Raw genomic sequence first — 17,836 nt, 5'->3', positions numbered from 1 at the left:
CTTGGGGTTCGACGGGTTCCTGGTTCCTGACTGGGCCAAGCCGTATGTGGGCTGGGCCGTGGGCATGGACTGGCCGGAAGGCGACGAGTCGGGGTGTTACCGGCTGGCCGACGCCTGCGCCGCCTCCGCGAAGAACGTCGCCCAGATGGAGGGGCTGATTCCCCCGATGGGCTGGGGCGACGGCTGGGACGGCGACGCGCTGAAAGAGCACCTCGAGTACGTGCGGAAGTACGCCGATCCGGTTCTGGTGGACCTCGTCGACCAGCTGGTCAAGGGGGCTCTCGAGTTCAACGAGATGGGCGTGCAGGTCGAGTACACCAAACGGATGATCGAGGTCTCCGTCTGGTTCCTCATCTTCCAGATCGGCTGGCTGCTCGTGGCCGCGGTGGGACCGTGGGGAAGCGTGTCCCTCGCCATGATCGGACCCCGCGTGCAGCTCGCCAGGCTGACGATCGCGCAGCTCGGCAGAAAGCTGCTCATCAATGCGGGTCTGTTCGGCGGGCTGATGGGCGGCATGGACCTGGCTGTGCAGGCGTCACAGTCACGGCGCGACCATCTCGACTGGGCCCAGATCGGGACGTCGGCGGGCATGGGCGCGCTGATGGGCGGCTTCCTGACCGCCTTCACCGGTTTCTTCCCCACCAGGTCCATGTGGGGTCTGATGGGCAGGTCGGCTCTGGCCAGCGGTGCGACCACGGCGGCCCCCATGCTGTTCAGCGGCGAGCCGATCGACTGGGAAATGGTCATGAAGGGGGTCACGTCCGGCGCGCTGGGCGGCGCCGACGCGCACTGGGCGAGCTGGGGTCAGGGCGCGCACCCGATCGGCGACGGACCCGTGGGAGGCCGGGGAGGCTGGGGAGGAGGTCACGGCGGCCCCGACGCCTCGCCCGGTCACGTTCCGGGTAAGGGGCCCGACCCGTTCCCGCCCCCGGGGAGTGACGGCTACGGACCGGGTGTGTTCGGCAAGTCAGGCACGAGCGAGGGTGCGCCGCTGTCCGCGTTCAAGCAGGGCGCCGACCACCCCGGCTCCCACCTGACCGCCGACCCGGCGTCGTCCGTGCCCGGCAAGGCCGGATGGCCGGACGGCACGACGACCCATCAGACGGGACACCACGCGGTCCAGCAGACCGGACACCACGCGGTCCAGCAGACCGGACACCAGACGGCTCACCAGACCGCGCACCCGGCAGGGCAGTACGCCGACGGGCCCGCCACGACGCACACCACGCTGAGCGGCACCGGTCAACCGGTTCCGAAATCCGATGCCGTTCCCGGGTCCTCCATCGACTCGCTGATCAACGGACCTCACGCCGGCGATGTCCCGGCCGCGTCCAAACCCGGCGTCGGACCCGTCAACGGGCCGATCGCCGGAGCAGTCGCCGGTCTCAAGATGAACTGGACGGGCGGGAACGGCTCGCCCGGCCACCTGCCACCGACCTTCCATTCCACCGCACAGGGACCCGTCGCGCCGCACGCCCCCGGAACCGGGACCCACCCGGGCGCCCCCTCCTCCCTTCATACTTCCAAGATCGACGCATTGCTGCACCGGACGGAGGGCGGGACCGAGCCGGGCGCCCATGGAGGAGTGTCCGCTCACTCCCCGGAGACGACCGTCCCGGCGGCGACCACTCACTCGGCGGCGGTGAGGGAACCGACGTCTCCGTTCCAGATACTCGCCGATCCCGGGCTGTCCGGCGACGGCTACATCGGCCATGGAGTGTGGGGGAAGTACGGGGCCGCCGGTGTCCTGATCAAGAACGTGGACCAGCACGGTGTGCCGCGTTATCTCCTCGTGGAGATGGGCCCCGTCTCCCCGCACGTCGGCAAGTGGCAGCTGCCCGGCGGAGCCCTGGACAGCAAGGAGACCGCCCCCCAGGGCGCGGCCCGTGAGCTGAGCGAGGAACTGGGCGTCGACCAGGCGTATCTCGACAAGCTCAAACTCACCGGGTCGCACGTCTTCGAGGGGCCAGGCGGGTGGACGTACACCAACCTCGCCGCCGAAGGGGAGATGTTCTCACCGAAGATCGACAGATATGAGACCACCGACGCGAAATGGTTCACGCTGCCGGAGCTGGCCGAGCTGGCGAACGAAGGGCGGCTTCACCCCGCCTTCAAGAACGCCTTGCCCGACGTGCTCGCGCTGTACGACCAGCCGGTGACCGCCCTGAGCACGGCGGCCGAAGCGGCGCCGAAGACCGCCGCCGTGGACGGGCACACGACGACCGCCGCCGTGGACGGGCACACGAAGACGGGCGAGCAGGCGGGCAAGGTCACGAGTGATCCGGCCGGTGCCGTCCCGGACGGGAAGACCGGCCACCCGAACCTGTTCCTGGCCACGGGTTCCTACACCCCCATGTCCGGATCCGTTCACGTCACGCCACCGGTGGACTTCGGAGCGATGCCGCCCGGTCACGTCCGCGCGGCCCTGCCCGACGGTTCGGTGCTTCCGCTCAAGGGGCTCAGCGCGGAGGTGTCGCAGGCATTCGGCGAGACGCTCAGGAACTGGGAATCGGGGCTCTTCTACGTCGGGCCGCCTCCCCACGTCACGCTGGACGCACCGTTCGGTGCGCGCCTGGTCGACACGTCGTTCGGTGACGCGGTCTGGGGCGGCACCGTCAAGGCCATGCCGGACGGCGTCCGGCAGTCGGTCGAGACCTACACCGGCTCCGGATACATGCCCATCAATGGATACCTGCGAGACAGCGCCTATTTCGAGAAGAACCCGGATTACACGGGCATGCCTCCCGAGGAACAGCGCGCCCAGGCGATCTCGCACATCGAGCGGCTGAACGAGGCCACCAACCTGCGTCTGGTGCCCGAGACGATCGACGTGTTCCGCGCCCTGCACATGGCCCCGGACCTCTTCTCCGTGCCCATCCACGAGTTGCCGGGCACCGTCCAGCGGGATCCGGCGTTCATGTCGACGAACATCGGGAAGGCAGCGGTCTGGGACTACCACCCGATCATCCTGCATCTGCGGGTGCCGGAAGGCACTCCGGCCCTGTACGTCAAGGCCATCAGCAAGCACGGGAGCGAGCAGGAACTGCTGCTCGGCAATGGCCGGGCGTGGTTCGCGGAGGACGTGGTGCGGCGGGACGACCAATGGCACATCTACGGCTGGGTGCTGCCGGACGACGGCGGCTGAGGAGGGATGACCGATGTCATTGCAGGACCAACCGGAGTTCAGGACCGTCTGGGCGCCTGAGGGCTTCGCGCGCACGACCGAGTCGGCCGTGCGCTTCTCCCCCGTCGTTCTCGGCGACGCGGTGGTGGGGTACCTGTGGGCGGCGACCGCCGACGACGCGGCTCAGTACATGGCCCGCGAGGACAGCGGCGACGCCGGCTTCAACGCGGCCGTGTCGTGGGTGCAGCGGCTGCGCTGGGCCAAGGCCAACGGGCTCACCCCGCTTCAGGCGCTGCGCCACTGGGCAGGGCAGGAGGAGGACCCGCGTGCGGGCCGGGTCCCGCCGGACACGGAGCGGGAACTGCCCAGCCTGCGGGCGCTGGAAGAGCTGGCCGCCGGTTGACGGGCCGCGCCCGGTGACGCCGATGGCGAGTCGCGCCGGACGGCCCGCTCAGGCGAGGCGGCGCCGGGCACCGCGGCATCAGGCGTCGGGCGGGGCGACCGTCTTCGGAATTCACACCCGTGAGCGGAACCCGGCGGTTCCCCACCCACCCGCCGCACGGAGAACGAGATCAGCGGGTGGACACGGACCGCTTCTCGGCACCGGTGTTCTGGTGATCGTCTCCCGCTCCCAGGCTTCCGAAGACCGCCGTCACGGCCACGGTGAGCCCGAGGATGGCACGTATCGCGTTCCGCATCATTCTCACCTCCATAGCATGGAGGTCTGTTTCTTCCCTGGATGCGGTTGGCTATCCCCAACGACACTGATATATCAATACATCTGCACCATAATGGGCATTTTTTCGGCCTTCCGATCTTGACGCCGGCCGGTTCTCCCGCCTCACGCGTTCAGGCCCCGAGGTCCGCGGCCTCCGCGCGGAGCCTGGCGCCCTTGGCGTGGGCCTGCTCCTTCAGCGCCACCTGGAACGCCTCCATCCTGGCCCGCAGCTCCTCGTCGGCGGCGGCGAGGATCCGTACGGCCAGCAGCCCCGCGTTGCGGGCGCCGCCGACGGCGACGGTCGCCACCGGCACCCCGGCGGGCATCTGGACGATCGACAGCAGTGAGTCCATGCCGTCGAGGTACTTCAACGGGACCGGGACGCCGATCACCGGCAGCGGGGTGACCGAGGCGAGCATCCCGGGCAGGTGGGCGGCTCCCCCGGCGCCCGCGATGATCACCTTCAGGCCGCGCCCGGCGGCCTCCGAGCCGTAGGAGATCATCTCCTCGGGCATGCGGTGCGCGGAGACCACGTCGGCCTCGAACGCCACTCCGAACTCGGCCAGCGCCTCGGCGGCGGCCTTCATCACCGGCCAGTCGGAGTCGCTGCCCATGACGATGCCGACGTCGGTCATGCCTTCTCCTCGCGATGTCGTGATCTCAGATCCCGTGGTCTTGCGTTCCCGTGGTCCCATGGTCTGCCCACGGACCGCGCCGTGGGCGCTCCCGGCGCGAGAGCGGGTCCCGCGGCGGACGGCCCGGACGCGGACGCCCTCGAAGGAGGGCTCAGGTGTAGACGCCCTCGGAGAGGTAGACGGCGGCGTGCCTGGCCCTGGCCCGGACCTCGTCGAGGTCGGTGCCGAGGGCCGTGACGTGGCCGATCTTGCGGCCGGGCCGTACCTCCTTGCCGTAGAAGTGGACCTTGATCCCCGGGTCGTGGGCCATCACGTGCTCGTAGCGGGAGAAGACGTCCGGGTCGTCGCCGCCCAGGAGGTTGGCCATCACCACGACGGGGGCCGCCATCGAGGGCGAGCCGAGGGGGAGGTCGAGCACGGCGCGCAGGTGCTGCTCGAACTGGGAGGTGCGGGCGCCGTCGATGGTCCAGTGGCCGCTGTTGTGCGGGCGCATGGCCAGCTCGTTCACCACGAGACCCGAGGAGGTGGCGAACATCTCGACGGCCAGCAGCCCGGTCACGCCCAGCTCGTGGGCGATCTTCAGGGCGATCCGCTGGGCCACGGCGGCCTGCTCGGGGTCGAGGCCGGGCGCGGGGGCGAGCACCTCCACGCAGATGCCGTCCTGCTGGACGGTCTCCACGACCGGGTAGCTGACGCCCTGGCCGTGCGGGGACCTGGCGACGAGGACGGCCAGCTCGCGCTCGAACGGCACGAACGCCTCCGCCATCAGCGGCACCCCGGAGGCCAGCACCTCGGCGGCCTCCCCGGCGGACCGGCAGACCCAGACGCCGCGGCCGTCGTAGCCACCGCGGACCGCCTTCAGCACGACCGGCCAGCCGTGCTCGGCGGCGAACGCCTCGACGTCGGCGGCGGTCTCGATCCGCCGCCAGGGCGGGCAGGGAGCGCCGATCGCGGTCAGCCGCTCGCGCATCACGGCCTTGTCCTGGGCGTGCACCAGCGCGTCGGCGCCGGGGTGCACGGCGAAGCCGTCGGCGGCCAGCGCGCGGACGTGCTCGGTGGGGACGTGCTCGTGGTCGAAGGTGACGGCGTCGCACCCCTTGGCGAAGTCGCGGAGGTCCGCCAGTTCGCGGTAGTCGCCCAGGCGCACGTCGGAGATCACCCGGGCGGCGCTCTCGCCGGGGGCGGCGGCCAGCACCCGCAGCTCCACCCCGAGGGCGATCGCCGCCTGCTGTGTCATCCGGGCCAGCTGACCGGCGCCGATCATGCCGACGACGGGGCCGAGGGAACGTGCGGAGGAAGGGCTGCTCACGTCGGTCGAGTTTACCGGCCCGGTACGGCCGGCCGCCGCGAGCCCCGGATCCGGAGGATCAGGCGGCGCGGGGAGGCTGGGCGACCGTTCCGGGTCGCCTGGCGAGGCACGGCCGCCCAGCGGCTTTTTCCGCCCGATCAGCGTAACGTGATGTTGACGGATTTATCCGACTCATCCATACATTTCGTGGAATGCTGTTAACTGACCGCTGACATCCCCACCGATCCACCGGGACGCGGAACGGGAAGGTATCCCGGTACCCTGGCAGCGCAAGTATCCGGGGTCCCCGAGCGGCGGGTCCTCAGCCGACCGAAAGGACCAGGCAGAGACGTGGAGTTTCTACGACGCGCCTACCTGCGGTTCGCCGACCTGGTGAAGGAACTGGCGAAGTTCGGGACCATCGGGGGGATCGCCTTCGTCATCGACGTCGGCATCCTGAACCTCGCCCAGTACGGCCTGCACCAGGGCCCGCTGACCTCCAAGGTGGCCTCCACGGTCGTGGCGACCACCTTCGCCTACTTCGGCAACCGCTACTGGACCTACCGCCACCACGAGCAGAGCGGCCTGGCCCGCGAGTACTTCCTGTTCTTCCTGCTCAACGGCATCGCCCTGCTGATCGGCCTGCTCTGCCTGGGCTTCACCTACTACACGCTGAAGCTGACCGACCCGCTGAGCACGAACCTCGCCAACCTCGTCGGCATCGGCATGGGCACGATGTTCCGCTTCTGGTCCTACAGGAAGTGGGTCTTCCTCGCGGCCACCGAAGAGGTGCCGAAGGAACTGCCCGACGACGTCACGCGGGCCCGCTGACCACCCGGTTCCTCCCCGTCTCGGCCTTGCGCAGGAACAGCGCGAACACCGCGGGGCGGGGCCGTACGAGCTCCAGGCGGCCGCCGTCGGCGGCGGCCAGCGCGCGGGCCAGGGTCAGCCCGAGGCCGGTGCCGCCCTTGCCGCTGACGTTCCGCTCGAACACCCGGCCGGCGAGGTCGTCGGCGATGCCCGTCCCCTCGTCGGCCACCTCGACCACGACGGAGGTGTCCTTCTCACCGGTGGTCACCGTCACCGTGCCGTCGCCGTACCGCAGCGAGTTCTCCAGCAGCGTGGAGATCACCTGACTGATGCCGCCGCTGGTGGCCAGTGGGCGCAGGTCGCGCGTGCCCCCCAGCCGGATGTCCCGCCCCATACGGCGGAACGCCGGACCCCACTCGGTGAGCTGCTGCTCCAGTATCCGGTCGAGTTTGACGGCCTCGGCCTGGGCGTGCCGCTGCCGCCGGGCCGCGGCGAGCAGCTCGTCGATCACGGCGGTGAGCCGTTCGGCCTGCACGATCGCGGCCTCGCCCTCCTCCTTGACGACCGAGGGGTCGTGCGCGGCGGCGACGATCTCCTCCAGACGCATGGTCAGGCCGGTGAGCGGGGTGCGGAGCTGGTGGGAGGCGTCGGTGGCGAACTCGCGTTCCCTGGCCAGCAGGTCGGAGATGCGGGTGGCGCTGCGGTCGAGCACCTCGGCCACCCGGTCGAGCTCCTGGATCCCGTAGCGGTGCTTGCTCGGCCGGGCGTCGCCCGAGCCGAGCCGCTCAGCGATCATCGCCAGGTCGCTGAGCGGAAGCGTCAGCCGTCGCGACTGCACGATGGCGAGCCCGACCGCCACCGCGAGCGCGGCGGTGGCCAGCCCGAGGATGAGCAGCAGCCACGCCCGGACCTCCCGCGCCACCGCGGTGCGGTCCCGGGTGACCGCGACGTACACCCCGTTCTCCGACTGGGCGTCCTCGGTCATCTTGCGACTGTCCGAGGGCTCGGTGCCCACCGTCGTCACCTGCGGCGGCGTGCCCTTGACGTAGATCTGGATGTACCGGTCGGGATACTTGCGCGCCAGCTGCACGGAATCGATGGGCTGATCCTGCAGCCGGGCGTACTCGACCTCGTTCAGCAGGCTCTTGGCCTGCGAGACGAGGCCCTGGGTCGCCTCTTCCTCGATCAGCCGGTTCACGGCCACGCCGAGCGGGATACCGAGCAGCAGCACCGCGATGACCGCGACGAGCAGGGTGGAGGAGAGGAGCCGCCGGCGCATTCCCTACTCTCGCTCGAAGCGGAAGCCGACCCCCCGGACGGTCGTGATGTACCGAGGCTTGGCGGCGTCGTCGCCGAGCTTGCGGCGCAGCCACGATATGTGCATGTCCAGGGTCTTGGTGGAGCCCCACCAGTTGGTGTCCCACACCTCGCGCATGATCTGCTCCCGGGTGACCACCTTTCCGGCGTCCCGGACGAGGACCCGGAGCAGGTCGAACTCCTTGGTCGTGAGATGGAGCTCCTTGTCGCCCATCCACGCGCGACGGGAGTCGGCGTCGATGCGGACGCCCTGCACGACGGGCGTCTCGGATGTGCCGCGCCGCAGCAGGGCGCGCACCCGGGCGAGGAGCTCGGCGAGGCGGAAGGGTTTGGTGACGTAGTCGTCGGCTCCGGCGTCGAGGCCGACCACGGTGTCGACCTCGTCGACGCGAGCGGTGAGGATGAGCACGGGCGTGCCGTGCCCCTCCGCGCGAATGCGCCTGGCGACTTCGAGGCCGTCCATCTCGGGCAGGCCGAGGTCAAGAACTATCAAGTCGATGCCACCCGACAGCGCCCGTTCCAGGGCCTGCGGGCCGTCGGGGCTCACCTCGACTTGGTAACCCTCGCGGCGCAGCGCACGCGCGAGCGGTTCGGAGATCGAGGTGTCATCCTCGGCGAGAAGTACACAGGTCATAACGCGATCGTAGGACCTTAGAGGATCGTTTCCCCGGTACAGCGCGCGGTTTGACTCGTCATTGACCTATCCATTGACCTGGGCAAACACTGATAAATCCCGGATAGTCACGCCGCAACGCCCCGAGGCCGCGCGGTACGGCTCCCGCATCGGAAGAACCTCGAAAGGGCAGTCTTCCCAATGACCCGGATAACAGAACCCGTAAATCACTTCGTAAGGGATAAAGCGGGCGTGTCCCGGCGATCAACACAAAGCGATCAACACAAAAGGGTCCGTGCCGCCACGGGCCCGCGCCGGACGACCCGGCGGCCCGGCGTACCCGCACCGGACGACCCGGCGACCCCGAGCCCCCGAACCGGCCGGCCCCCGCCGGGGAGACGCCGGGCGAACCGGCCGGCGTCTCCCCGGCGGGGCCGGCCGGCGGGCTCAGTGCCCCCGGGCCAGCCACTCCGAAAGGTGCGGAGCCTCCTCGCCGATCGTGGTGGAGTCGCCGTGCCCCGTGCGCACGACCGTCTCCGGCGGCAGGGTCAGCAGCCGCCCGCGAATCGACTCGATGATCGTCTCGAACGACGAGAACGACCGGCCCGTCGCCCCCGGCCCGCCCCGGAACAGCGTGTCGCCGGTGAAGACCGTCCCGAGCGCGGGGGCGTACAGGCAGACCGCGCCGGGCGCGTGACCCGGCGTGTGCATGACGTGCAGCTCGACCCCGCCGGCCGAGATCACCTGCCCGTCCGCGAGCGGCGTGTACGGCGTGCCGGGGTGGACCATGTCCCACAGGACCTGGTCGGCCGGGTGGAGCATGACCGGGGCGCCGGTCCGCGCGGCGAGGGCCGGGGCCGCGCCGACGTGGTCGTCGTGCCCGTGGGTGCAGACGATCGCCCGGACCTGGCGGTCGCCGACCGCCTCGGCGATGGAGTCGGCGTCGTGCGCCGCGTCGATGACGACGACCTCGTCGCCCGAGCCGACCAGCCAGACGTTGTTGTCGACCTCCCAGGTGCCGCCGTCCAGCGAGAACGTCCCCGAGGTGACGACCCTGCCGACCGCGGAGTCCTCTCCGGCGCTCACAGGACCACCACCGAGCGCAGAACCTCGCCGCGGTGCATCTTGGCGAACGCCTCCTCGACGTCCCCGAGGCCGATCGTCTCGGAGACGAACCGGTCGAGGTCGAGCCGGCCCTGGAGGTAGAGGTCGATGAGCATGGGGAAGTCGCGGCTGGGCAGGCAGTCGCCGTACCACGACGACTTCAGCGCGCCGCCGCGCCCGAAGACGTCCAGCAGCGGCAGCTCGATCCTCATCTCCGGGGTGGGCACGCCGACCAGCACGACGGTCCCGGCCAGGTCGCGGGCGTAGAACGCCTGGCGGTAGGTCTCCGGGCGGCCGACCGCCTCGATCACCACGTCGGCGCCGTTGCCGCCGGTGAGCTCGCGGATGGCCTCCACCGGGTCGGCGTCGCGGGAGTTGACCGTGTGGGTGGCGCCGAACTCCTTCGCCCAGCCGAGCTTGCGGTCGTCGACGTCCACCGCGATGATCCTCGTCGCGCCCGCCAGCCGGGCGCCGTGGACGGCGGCGTCGCCCACGCCGCCGCAGCCGATGACGGCCACGCTGTCGCCGCGGCTCACCGCGCCGGTGTTGATCGCGGCGCCGATGCCCGCCATCACGCCGCAGCCCAGCAGGCCGGCCGCGGTCGCGGGCGCCTGCCGGTCCACCTTGGTGCACTGGCCCGCCGCGACCAGGGTCTTCTCGACGAACGCGCCGATGCCGAGGGCCGGGCTGAGGGGCGTGCCGTCCTCCAGCGTCATCCGCTGGGCGGCGTTGTGGGTGTTGAAGCAGTACCACGGACGGCCCCGCCGGCAGGCGCGGCACTCACCGCAGACCGCCCGCCAGTTGAGGATCACGTAGTCGCCGGGGGCCACCTCGGTGACGCCCTCGCCGACCGCCTCGACCACCCCGGCGGCCTCGTGGCCGAGCAGGAACGGGAACTCGTCGTTGATCCCGCCCTCCCGGTAGTGGAGGTCGGTGTGGCAGACGCCGCACGCCTGGACGTTCACCACCGCCTCGCCGGGGCCGGGGTCGGGGACGTGGATCGTCTCCAGCGAGACGGGCTCACCCTTCGCCCGCGCGACCACGCCTTGCACGGTGTACGGCATGTCATGCACCTCAGATCTTCGAGCTCGTACCGGTCGTCGGTCGGCGCCCACGAAGCGGTCCCATGAGACGCCCACGCCTCAATCCTTATCAGTCCCCGCGAAACACGCACGCCCCCGCACGGACCGTCACCCCGCCCGGTGCGCGGCGGAACGCGCCGGACCCGCGCTCCGGCCCCTCGCGGCCCGTACGGCTAGCTCCCCCGCAGCACGTACGGCTGGACCATGCCGAGGCCGCGGACCGGCCGGCGGCGCATGCGGACCACCTCCACACCCGGCGCGCCCTCGACGGCGGCGGCCACCCCCTCGTCCGCGAGGATCGTGCCGGGACGGGCGATGGCGGTCAGCCGGGCCGCCAGGTTGACGGTGGTGCCGAAGACGTCGCCCATGACCGGCAGCACCGGGCCGTGGGCCAGCCCGATCCGCACGCCGGGGCCGTCCCGGCCCGCCGTCCCGGCGAGCTCCAGCGCGATCGCGGCGGCCCGGCGCGGGTCTGCGGCGGTGAACAGCACCTCGTCGCCGAGCGTCTTGACCAGACGCCCGCCGTTCGCGGCGACGATGTCGGAGGCGCGGGCCTCGAACCCCTCGACCAGCCCCGCCAGGGCCCGCTCGTCCAGCGAGCGGGACAGGCGGGTGAAGGAGACCAGGTCGGCGAAGCCGACCGCGAGGGTCCGCCGGGGCGATGTGATCTCATCGGCCATGTCGGCGACCGCGAGCAGGCGGGTGCCGGCGGCGGCGAGCTGGGCGCGCCACACGTGCACCAGCATCCGCTCCAGGTCCGGCAGCATGCGGCGCGAGGTGTCGAGGACCGCCGCCAGGTCGTCGTCGGTGGGCGTCCGGCCGGGGTCGAGCATGGCGCCGATCAGGATGTCGGCCTGCCACTGGGCGAGCCTGGCCGTCGTCTGGCCGAGCGCCCTGGCCATCCGGACGGCGGTCTCGTCGTCCATGGACCCGTCGTCCATCATCACCCGGACCCGGCGGAGGGCGTCCACGTCGGCGTCGGTGAAGGCCACCGCGTCATCGGGCAGCGTGGCGAACCCCAGGGCCCGCCAGATGCGCTCGGTGAGGCTCTGCGGCACCCCGGCGAGCTCGGCCACCTGGATACGGGTGTGGCGGGGCCGGTCGCCGGCGAAGACGCTCTCGATCTGCTCGGCCGTCGGACGTCCCGTCACTTCCCCTGGTCCCCCTTCTCGCCACCCCCGTCCAGGGGGTCCGCCCCGTCCAGGAGGTTACGCCACGCGGCCGGGCCGGCTCCGGGGCCCCCGGCCGTACGGGAGCCCCGGGAGGCCCTGGAAGGGCCTCGGGAGGCCCTACCGTCTCCGGCGGCCCGTCCCGTCCAGATCGCCCGCCGCCTCCGGGCCGCCCTCCCCGTCCACGCCGTCGTGCTCGTCGTGGTCGTCGTGGTCGTCGTGGTCGTCGGCCTCGTCGATCGCCCGGAACAGCTCGGCCCGCACCTCCTGGAGGTGGGGGATGTCGCGCAGCTCGATCCGGCCCTGCTCGCCGGCCGACTCGACGTGGAGCGTGCCGGAGCCGAGGATCCGCTCCACCAGCGTCTGCTCCGCGCTGACCGTGTTGACCTTGGCCATCGGGATGTCGTCGTGCGACTTGCTCAGCACGCCGGTGCCGATGGACAGGCGGTGCGAGGTGAGGAGGTAGGAGGTGTTCTTCCACTTCAGGTACGGCACGAACGACCAGACGGTCAGCAGCCCGACGGAGATCACCGCGACCGCGATCCGGGCGTAGCCGGCGTACTCGAAGTCGGGGATGTAGAACATCGCGGCGCCGGAGGCGACGACGATGACGACCAGCGCCAGGAACGGCACGACGAGCCGCCGCCAGTGGGGGCGGAACGAGCGGACGCGCTGCTCGCCGTCCGTGAGGTGGTGATCCGGGAGACCCATGGGCAAATCGTGGCACGTCCGGCCCCCGGCCGTCAGGAGGCGCGAGGACGGGCCCAGGCCGGATGCGCGCCGGGGCCGGACGCTCCCGCCGGACGCCCTCTCCGGGGCCCGGCTTCCCACGGAAAGCCCCCTGAAGCTCCCGGGATCCCTCAGGAGGCGCGAGGACGGACGTGCACCACGTCGCCGGCGCTCAGCGCGTGCTCCTCGCCCCCGGACTCCACCAGCAGGCGCCCGGAGGCGTCGACGCCGACGGCCCGCCCGGCGAGCACCCGCTCCCCCGGCAGCTCCACCCGGACCTCGCGGCCGACGGTCGCGCCGGCGGCGAGGTAGGCGGCCCGCAGCCCGCAGGCGTCGGCATCGCCCTGGGCCTCGGACCATTCGCGGTAGTGAGCCTCGATCTCCCGCAGCACCCCGCGGACGAGCGGGTCGCGGTCGACGCACACGGCGTCCTCGACGGCGAGGGAGGTCGCGGTCTCCACGGGCAGCTCCTCGGGGCGGAGGCTCACGTTGAGGCCGATCCCCACCACCACGGCGCCGTCGATCCGCTCGGCGAGCACCCCGGCGAGCTTGCGCTCGCCGATCAGCAGGTCGTTGGGCCACTTCAGGCGGACGTCCACCTCGGCGATCCGGCGTACCGCCGACGCCGCGGCCAGGCCGACGAGCAGCGGCAGCCAGCCGTGCCGGGCGGGGGGCGGGTCGGGCCGCAGCAGCACCGAGAGCGCCAGGCCGGAGCGCGGCGGCGCCGTCCAGGCCCGGCCCAGCCTGCCGCGCCCGGCGAACTGGGCCTCGGCGATCAGCACGGCCCCCTGCCGGGCGCCGTCGCGGGCGGCCTGCGCGAGGTCGGCGTTGGTGGAGCCGGTCCGCTCGACGACGGTGACGCCGGACCACAGGCCGCCGGGCCGTACCAGGGCGCGGTTGAGCGCCGCCTCGGAGAGCGGCGGCCGGTCGAGGTCGGTGAAGGGCGAGTCGGGCATCCGTCCATCATCCCTCCTTCCGCCCGCCGCCGGTGACCGGATCGTGACGACGGTGCGGGGGCGACACCGAGGAATACCGAGGCCGTGGCGGGGAAGACGCAGATCCCACCGGCTATCGGCGCCACTCCAAGGAGCGGGGAAGATGATGAACATGAGCACGAGCCGTGCCGGTACGCCCCGGCCAGGACCGACCACCCGGGCCCGCGTCCTCGCGGTGTCCGACGGCACCGCAAGGGAGCGGCGCGACGACCTGGCCACCGAGGAACCGCTGGAGATCCGGCTGAGCGCCTCCCGCCACGTCGGCTCGGCCACGCCGCGCCCCCGGGCGGTCGGCGGGTCCGCCCCCGCGGAGGTCCACCGCACCGTCGCGATCACCATGCGCACCCCCGGCAACGACTTCGAGCTGGCCGCCGGGTTCCTGTACGGGGAGGGGATCATCACTCCCGGCGACCTGTCCTCCATCGCCTACTGCACCGACGAGGACCTGCCGCGGGAGGCCCGCTACAACACCGTCACCGTGCGGTTGCGTCAGGGCAGGCTGCCCGATCTGCCCACCCTCGACCGGCACTTCATGACGTCGAGCGCCTGCGGCGTCTGCGGCTCCGCCAGCCTGGAGGCCCTGCGCGACCGGTGCGCGCCGCTGCCCGTCCCCGCCCGGGACGGCGCCGTCGACGGCACCGCGAACGGCGGCGCCCCGGACGGCGTCGCGCGGGTCGCCCCCAAGGTCCTGTACGGCCTGCCGGACCGGCTGCGCGCGGCGCAGAGCGTGTTCGGCAAGACGGGCGGCCTGCATGCGGCCGGTCTGTTCACCGCCGCCGGCGACCTGGTGGCGGTCCGCGAGGACGTGGGACGGCACAACGCCGTGGACAAGCTGGTCGGCTGGGCGCTGATGACCGATCGGCTGCCGCTGCGGGAGAGCGTCCTGCTGGTCAGCGGGCGCAGCAGCTACGAGATCGCGCAGAAGGCCCTCGCCGCCGGGATCCCGATCGTCTGCTCGGTCTCGGCGCCCTCCTCCCTGGCCGTCGATCTGGCCAGGGAGTTCGGGATGACGCTGGTCGGCTTCCTGCGCGACGAGCGGTTCAACGTCTACTCGGCCCCGGAGCGAGTCGTTTCACCATGAAGACCACGTCGCGCGGCCCCGACAGGCGACGCTCGGTGACCTCGTAACCGAGACGCCCGTAGATCGCGATGTTCCGCTCCATCCGCGCGTTGGTGTAGAGCCGCAGCGCAGGCAGGCCCAGCTCCGCGGCCCGTTCCTCGGCGAAGGCCAGCAGCCGCCGGCCCAGCCCCCTGCCGTGCCGGCCGGGGCGGACGGCGACGTTCTCCACCAGCAGCGTGCCGGGCTCCGGGACCAGGACGACGAGGCCGAGCACGCCGGCCCCGCCGGGGAGGTCCGTCCCCGGCGCCTCGCACAGCAGGTGGACACGACCGGCCGCGACGTGCGCGGCGTAGTCGTCGTCCAGCGGCTTGGGGCGGACCCCGATGAGGTCCGCCCACGGCCGGTAGGCCGCCTCGACGATCTCCTCGATCACCGGCACGTCGTCAGCCGTGGCGAGGCGGATCATCCGGTGTTCTGCAGGCCGGCGGCGACGCCGTTGACCGACAGCAGCAGCAGCGTGGACAGCCGCTCGCGCTCCTCCTCCGAGACCTCCTGGCCGGCCTGGTCGGCGCGGAGCCGCGACAGGGCGCGGAGCTGGAGGTGCGACAGCGCGTCCACGTACGGGTCGCGGAGCTGGACGGCGCGGGAGAGGACCCGGCGGTTCTCCAGCAGGCGGCTGTGGCCGGTGACCTCCAGGACCAGGCGGCGGGTGAGGTCGTACTCGGCCAGGACCTGCCGGACGAAGTCGTCCCGGCCGCCCAGCGCGAGGTAACGGGCCGCGATGTCGCGGTCGGTCTTGGCCAGCGACATCTCCACGTTGTCCAGCAGCGAGGCGAACAGCGGCCACTCGCGGTAGGCGGCGCGCAGCTCGTCCAGGCCGCTCTCGGAGATCACCGCGGCCAGGCCGCTGCCCAGGCCGTACCAGCCGGGCAGGTTGACCCGGGTCTGCGCCCAGGCGAACACCCACGGGATGGCCCGCAGGTCGTCCAGGGAGCGCGGCGCGCCGAGGCCGCGCCGGGCCGGGCGGGAGCCCAGCCGCAGCGAGCCGATCTCCTCCAGCGGGCTGACCAGGGAGAACCACTCGGGGAAGCCGGGCGCCTCGGTCAGCGCCCGGTAGGCCCTCTCCGAGGCGGAGGCGACCTGCCGGGCCACCCCGCGGAAGCGCGCGGCGGCCTTGGCCGTGCGGGCCTCGGCGGACGGGGTGGAGGCGAGCAGCACCGCCGAGGTGACCTGCTCCATGTGGCGGCGGGCGATGGCGTCGTGCCCGTAGCGGGCGAAGATGACCTCGCCCTGCTCGGTGACCTTGAACCGGCCGCCGACCGAGCCGGGCGCCTGGGCGAGCACGGCGCGGTTGGCCGGCCCGCCGCCGCGGCCCAGGGCCCCGCCCCGGCCGTGGAACAGCGTCAGCCGCACGTCGTGCACGACGGCCCACGAGGCCAGCGCCTCCTGCGCCTCGTACAGCTTCAGCGTCGCCGCCGCGGGCCCGAGCTCCTTGGCGGAGTCGGAGTAGCCGAGCATGACCTCCAGGCGGCGCTCGCCCGTGGCCAGGCGGTCCCGGACGGCGGGGATGTCGAGCATGCCGGTCAGCACGGCGGGGGCGTTCGCCAGGTCGGCCCCGGACTCGAACAGCGGCACCACGTCGAGTACGGGCGCCCGGTCGCCGAGCGCGTGCCGGGCCAGCTCGTACACGGCGGCGATGTCGTCGGCGGAGCGGGTGAAGGAGACGACGTAGCGGGAGGCGGCCGTCACGCCGAACCGCTCCTGGATCCAGGCGACGGTCCGGATGGTGGCCAGCACCTCCTCGGTCCGCTCGGAGGTCTTCCCGGCCCGGATCTCGGCCAGCGCCTCGGCGTGGACCTGCGAGTGCTGGCGCACCTCCAGTTCGGCCAGGTGGAAGCCGAACGTCTCCACCTGCCAGATCAGGTGCTGCAGCTCGCCGTACGCCTGCCGGGCGGCTCCGGCGCCGGCCAGGGACGTCTGGGCCAGCCGCAGGTCGTCCAGCAGCTCCCCGGGCGAGCGGTAGGCCAGGTCGAGGCCGCGCTGCCGGGTGGCGGCGATGCGGGCGGCGACGAACAGCAGCCACTGCCGGTGCGGCTCCCGCGGCGAGCGGGTGGCCATCTCCGAGACCAGCTCGGGGTGGTGGTCCTCGGCGGCGGCGAGCGCCGCGCGCAGTTCGGCCGAGGGCGGGGTCTGGCCGCCGTTCAGGGTGAGGGTCCGGCCGATCCGCTGGGCGGCGTTCTCCAGGGCGATCAGCACGTGCTCGGCCTGGATGAGGATGGCGTCCCTGGTCACCCTGGCGGTGACGTTGGGGTTGCCGTCGCGGTCGCCGCCGATCCAGCTCCCGTAGCGGATGAAGGCGCGGGCCTTCGGCGCGCGGGCGCCGGTGTCCACGCCGAGGGCGGCGTCCAGCGAGCGGTAGACCATCGGGACCACCCGGAACAGCGTCTCGTCGAAGGCGGCCATGGCCGTGCGGACCTCGTCGAGCGGGTTGAGCTTGGTGGACCTGAGCTGGGCCGTCCGCCACAGCAGGTCGATCTCCTCCAGCAGCCGCCGCCGGGTCTCGGCCCGCTCGGCGGCGCCCCGGCCGGGGCTGTTGTAGTCGGCGAGGCGGCCGCTGATCCGCTGGATCGCGGTGACCACCGCGCGCCTGCGGGCCTCGGTGGGATGGGCGGTCAGCACCGGGTGGAGCCGCAGCCCCTCCACCAGTTCGGCGACCCTCTCCTCGCCCAGCTCGTGAACGGCCTGGGCGATGGAGTCGGGCAGCGGTTCCTCGCCGGTGTCGCGGACCCGCAGGACGCGGATGCGGAAGTGCTCCTCGGCGAGGTTGACCAGGTGGAAGTAACAGGTGAACGCCCGGGCGATCTGCACCGCCCGATCGATCGGCCATTCGGCGACCAGTGCGGTGACCTCGTCGCCGGAGACCTCCCCGCGGCGGGCCGCGATGACGGCCTTGCGGAGGCGTTCGACGTCGGCGAGCAGGTCGTCGCCGCCGTACTCGGCGATGACCTGCCCCAGGAGTTCTCCGAGCAGCCGCACGTCCGCGCGCAGCTCCTCGGGCATCTCGGTGACGGCGGAGGAACGCTCTGCCTGCTGCGCGGCCTGCGCTGAGCGTTCTGCCTGTTCGTTCGCGATGGCGGGCATGCTCGCCAGCGTATCCAGTCCGTTATGTCCCGTGAGGAGTGGTCTCACCTA

The 17,836-nt window shown here is 72.2% G+C and carries 15 protein-coding genes; 4 read left to right on the top strand and 11 right to left on the bottom strand.

All coding sequences use genetic code 11. The features are described from left to right. Position 1: 1 nt before the first annotated feature. Together ACZ6W9_RS01305 and ACZ6W9_RS01300 are read left to right on the top strand one after the other, a co-directional pair. Positions 2-3,145: an ADP-ribosyltransferase gene (locus tag ACZ6W9_RS01305; protein WP_470116521.1), complete on the top strand. Its 3,144-nt coding sequence runs from the start codon at positions 2-4 to the stop codon at positions 3,143-3,145. Positions 3,146-3,158: 13 nt separating this feature from the next. Continuing rightward, positions 3,159-3,527: a hypothetical protein gene (locus ACZ6W9_RS01300; RefSeq protein WP_389958546.1), complete on the top strand. Its 369-nt coding sequence runs from the start codon at positions 3,159-3,161 to the stop codon at positions 3,525-3,527. Between the two features lie 446 nt (positions 3,528-3,973). On the opposite strand, the gene purE is transcribed toward ACZ6W9_RS01300, so the two are convergent. Together purE and ACZ6W9_RS01290 are read right to left on the bottom strand one after the other, a co-directional pair. Continuing rightward, positions 3,974-4,477, bottom strand: a complete 504-nt coding sequence (gene purE / locus ACZ6W9_RS01295; RefSeq protein WP_389958544.1) for a 5-(carboxyamino)imidazole ribonucleotide mutase — start codon at positions 4,475-4,477, stop codon at positions 3,974-3,976. Between the two features lie 151 nt (positions 4,478-4,628). Beyond that, positions 4,629-5,786, bottom strand: coding sequence for a 5-(carboxyamino)imidazole ribonucleotide synthase (locus ACZ6W9_RS01290; RefSeq protein ID WP_389958541.1), 1,158 nt, complete (start codon positions 5,784-5,786; stop codon positions 4,629-4,631). A gap of 330 nt (positions 5,787-6,116) precedes the next feature. On the opposite strand from ACZ6W9_RS01290, the gene ACZ6W9_RS01285 reads away from it, so the two are divergent. Beyond that, entirely contained in the window at positions 6,117-6,596 is a 480-nt protein-coding gene (locus ACZ6W9_RS01285; protein WP_470116520.1) for a GtrA family protein, read from the top strand. Here ACZ6W9_RS01285 and ACZ6W9_RS01280 read toward each other — a convergent pair. The 7 genes from ACZ6W9_RS01280 to ACZ6W9_RS01250 all read right to left on the bottom strand — a co-directional run bounded on the left by ACZ6W9_RS01280 (position 6,580) and on the right by ACZ6W9_RS01250 (position 13,545). Beyond that, positions 6,580-7,854 carry an ATP-binding protein gene (locus tag ACZ6W9_RS01280; RefSeq protein WP_470116519.1) on the bottom strand — a complete coding sequence of 425 codons (1,275 nt, stop codon included), beginning with the start codon at positions 7,852-7,854 and terminating at the stop codon, positions 6,580-6,582. The two genes, ACZ6W9_RS01285 and ACZ6W9_RS01280, sit on opposite strands and share 17 nt — an antisense overlap. Before the next feature lie 3 nt (positions 7,855-7,857). Next, entirely contained in the window at positions 7,858-8,526 is a 669-nt protein-coding gene (locus ACZ6W9_RS01275; RefSeq protein ID WP_012888073.1) for a response regulator transcription factor, read from the bottom strand. Positions 8,527-8,952: 426 nt separating this feature from the next. Next, a complete protein-coding gene (locus ACZ6W9_RS01270; protein WP_362928920.1) occupies positions 8,953-9,591 on the bottom strand; it encodes an MBL fold metallo-hydrolase in 639 nt (212 codons plus the stop codon). After that, positions 9,588-10,673, bottom strand: coding sequence for an S-(hydroxymethyl)mycothiol dehydrogenase (locus ACZ6W9_RS01265; RefSeq protein ID WP_470116518.1), 1,086 nt, complete (start codon positions 10,671-10,673; stop codon positions 9,588-9,590). Before ACZ6W9_RS01265 ends, ACZ6W9_RS01270 begins: the two co-directional genes overlap by 4 nt. A 191-nt stretch (positions 10,674-10,864) precedes the next feature. After that, positions 10,865-11,842 (bottom strand): adenylate/guanylate cyclase domain-containing protein, encoded by a 978-nt coding sequence (locus ACZ6W9_RS01260; RefSeq protein ID WP_389958532.1) that lies wholly within the window; start codon positions 11,840-11,842, stop codon positions 10,865-10,867. A 138-nt stretch (positions 11,843-11,980) separates the two neighbouring features. After that, positions 11,981-12,571 (bottom strand): PH domain-containing protein, encoded by a 591-nt coding sequence (locus ACZ6W9_RS01255; RefSeq protein WP_470116517.1) that lies wholly within the window; start codon positions 12,569-12,571, stop codon positions 11,981-11,983. Positions 12,572-12,720: 149 nt separating this feature from the next. Next, positions 12,721-13,545 carry a biotin--[acetyl-CoA-carboxylase] ligase gene (locus tag ACZ6W9_RS01250; RefSeq protein ID WP_389958526.1) on the bottom strand — a complete coding sequence of 275 codons (825 nt, stop codon included), beginning with the start codon at positions 13,543-13,545 and terminating at the stop codon, positions 12,721-12,723. Positions 13,546-13,696: 151 nt separating this feature from the next. Between ACZ6W9_RS01250 and fdhD the strand changes: the two genes are divergently transcribed. After that, a complete protein-coding gene (gene fdhD, locus ACZ6W9_RS01245; RefSeq protein WP_389958523.1) occupies positions 13,697-14,665 on the top strand; it encodes a formate dehydrogenase accessory sulfurtransferase FdhD in 969 nt (322 codons plus the stop codon). Here fdhD and ACZ6W9_RS01240 read toward each other — a convergent pair. Both ACZ6W9_RS01240 and ACZ6W9_RS01235 read right to left on the bottom strand, forming a co-directional pair. Further along, positions 14,625-15,110 (bottom strand): GNAT family N-acetyltransferase, encoded by a 486-nt coding sequence (locus ACZ6W9_RS01240; protein WP_389958520.1) that lies wholly within the window; start codon positions 15,108-15,110, stop codon positions 14,625-14,627. The two genes, fdhD and ACZ6W9_RS01240, sit on opposite strands and share 41 nt — an antisense overlap. Then, complete coding sequence (locus tag ACZ6W9_RS01235; RefSeq protein ID WP_389958517.1) at positions 15,107-17,785, bottom strand: phosphoenolpyruvate carboxylase; 2,679 nt, start codon at positions 17,783-17,785, stop codon at positions 15,107-15,109. The genes ACZ6W9_RS01240 and ACZ6W9_RS01235 overlap by 4 nt, the downstream gene beginning before the upstream one ends. Positions 17,786-17,836: the final 51 nt, after the last annotated feature.

Source organism: Streptosporangium sp. NPDC053982 (assembly GCF_055585205.1).
This window is presented reverse-complemented; position numbering and strand designations above follow the sequence as displayed.

Bases quoted from the DNA above. Each gene is read 5' to 3' on its own strand.
- ACZ6W9_RS01300 (WP_389958546.1), top strand. From the start codon at position 3,159: ATGTCATTGCAGGACCAACCGGAGTTCAGGACCGTCTGGGCGCCTGAG.
- purE (WP_389958544.1), bottom strand. From the start codon at position 4,477: ATGACCGACGTCGGCATCGTCATGGGCAGCGACTCCGACTGGCCGGTG.
- ACZ6W9_RS01280 (WP_470116519.1), bottom strand. From the start codon at position 7,854: ATGCGCCGGCGGCTCCTCTCCTCCACCCTGCTCGTCGCGGTCATCGCG.
- ACZ6W9_RS01275 (WP_012888073.1), bottom strand. From the start codon at position 8,526: ATGACCTGTGTACTTCTCGCCGAGGATGACACCTCGATCTCCGAACCG.
- ACZ6W9_RS01265 (WP_470116518.1), bottom strand. From the start codon at position 10,673: ATGCCGTACACCGTGCAAGGCGTGGTCGCGCGGGCGAAGGGTGAGCCC.
- ACZ6W9_RS01255 (WP_470116517.1), bottom strand. From the start codon at position 12,571: ATGGGTCTCCCGGATCACCACCTCACGGACGGCGAGCAGCGCGTCCGC.
- ACZ6W9_RS01250 (WP_389958526.1), bottom strand. From the start codon at position 13,545: ATGCCCGACTCGCCCTTCACCGACCTCGACCGGCCGCCGCTCTCCGAG.
- fdhD (WP_389958523.1), top strand. From the start codon at position 13,697: ATGAGCACGAGCCGTGCCGGTACGCCCCGGCCAGGACCGACCACCCGG.
- ACZ6W9_RS01240 (WP_389958520.1), bottom strand. From the start codon at position 15,110: ATGATCCGCCTCGCCACGGCTGACGACGTGCCGGTGATCGAGGAGATC.
- ACZ6W9_RS01235 (WP_389958517.1), bottom strand. From the start codon at position 17,785: ATGCCCGCCATCGCGAACGAACAGGCAGAACGCTCAGCGCAGGCCGCG.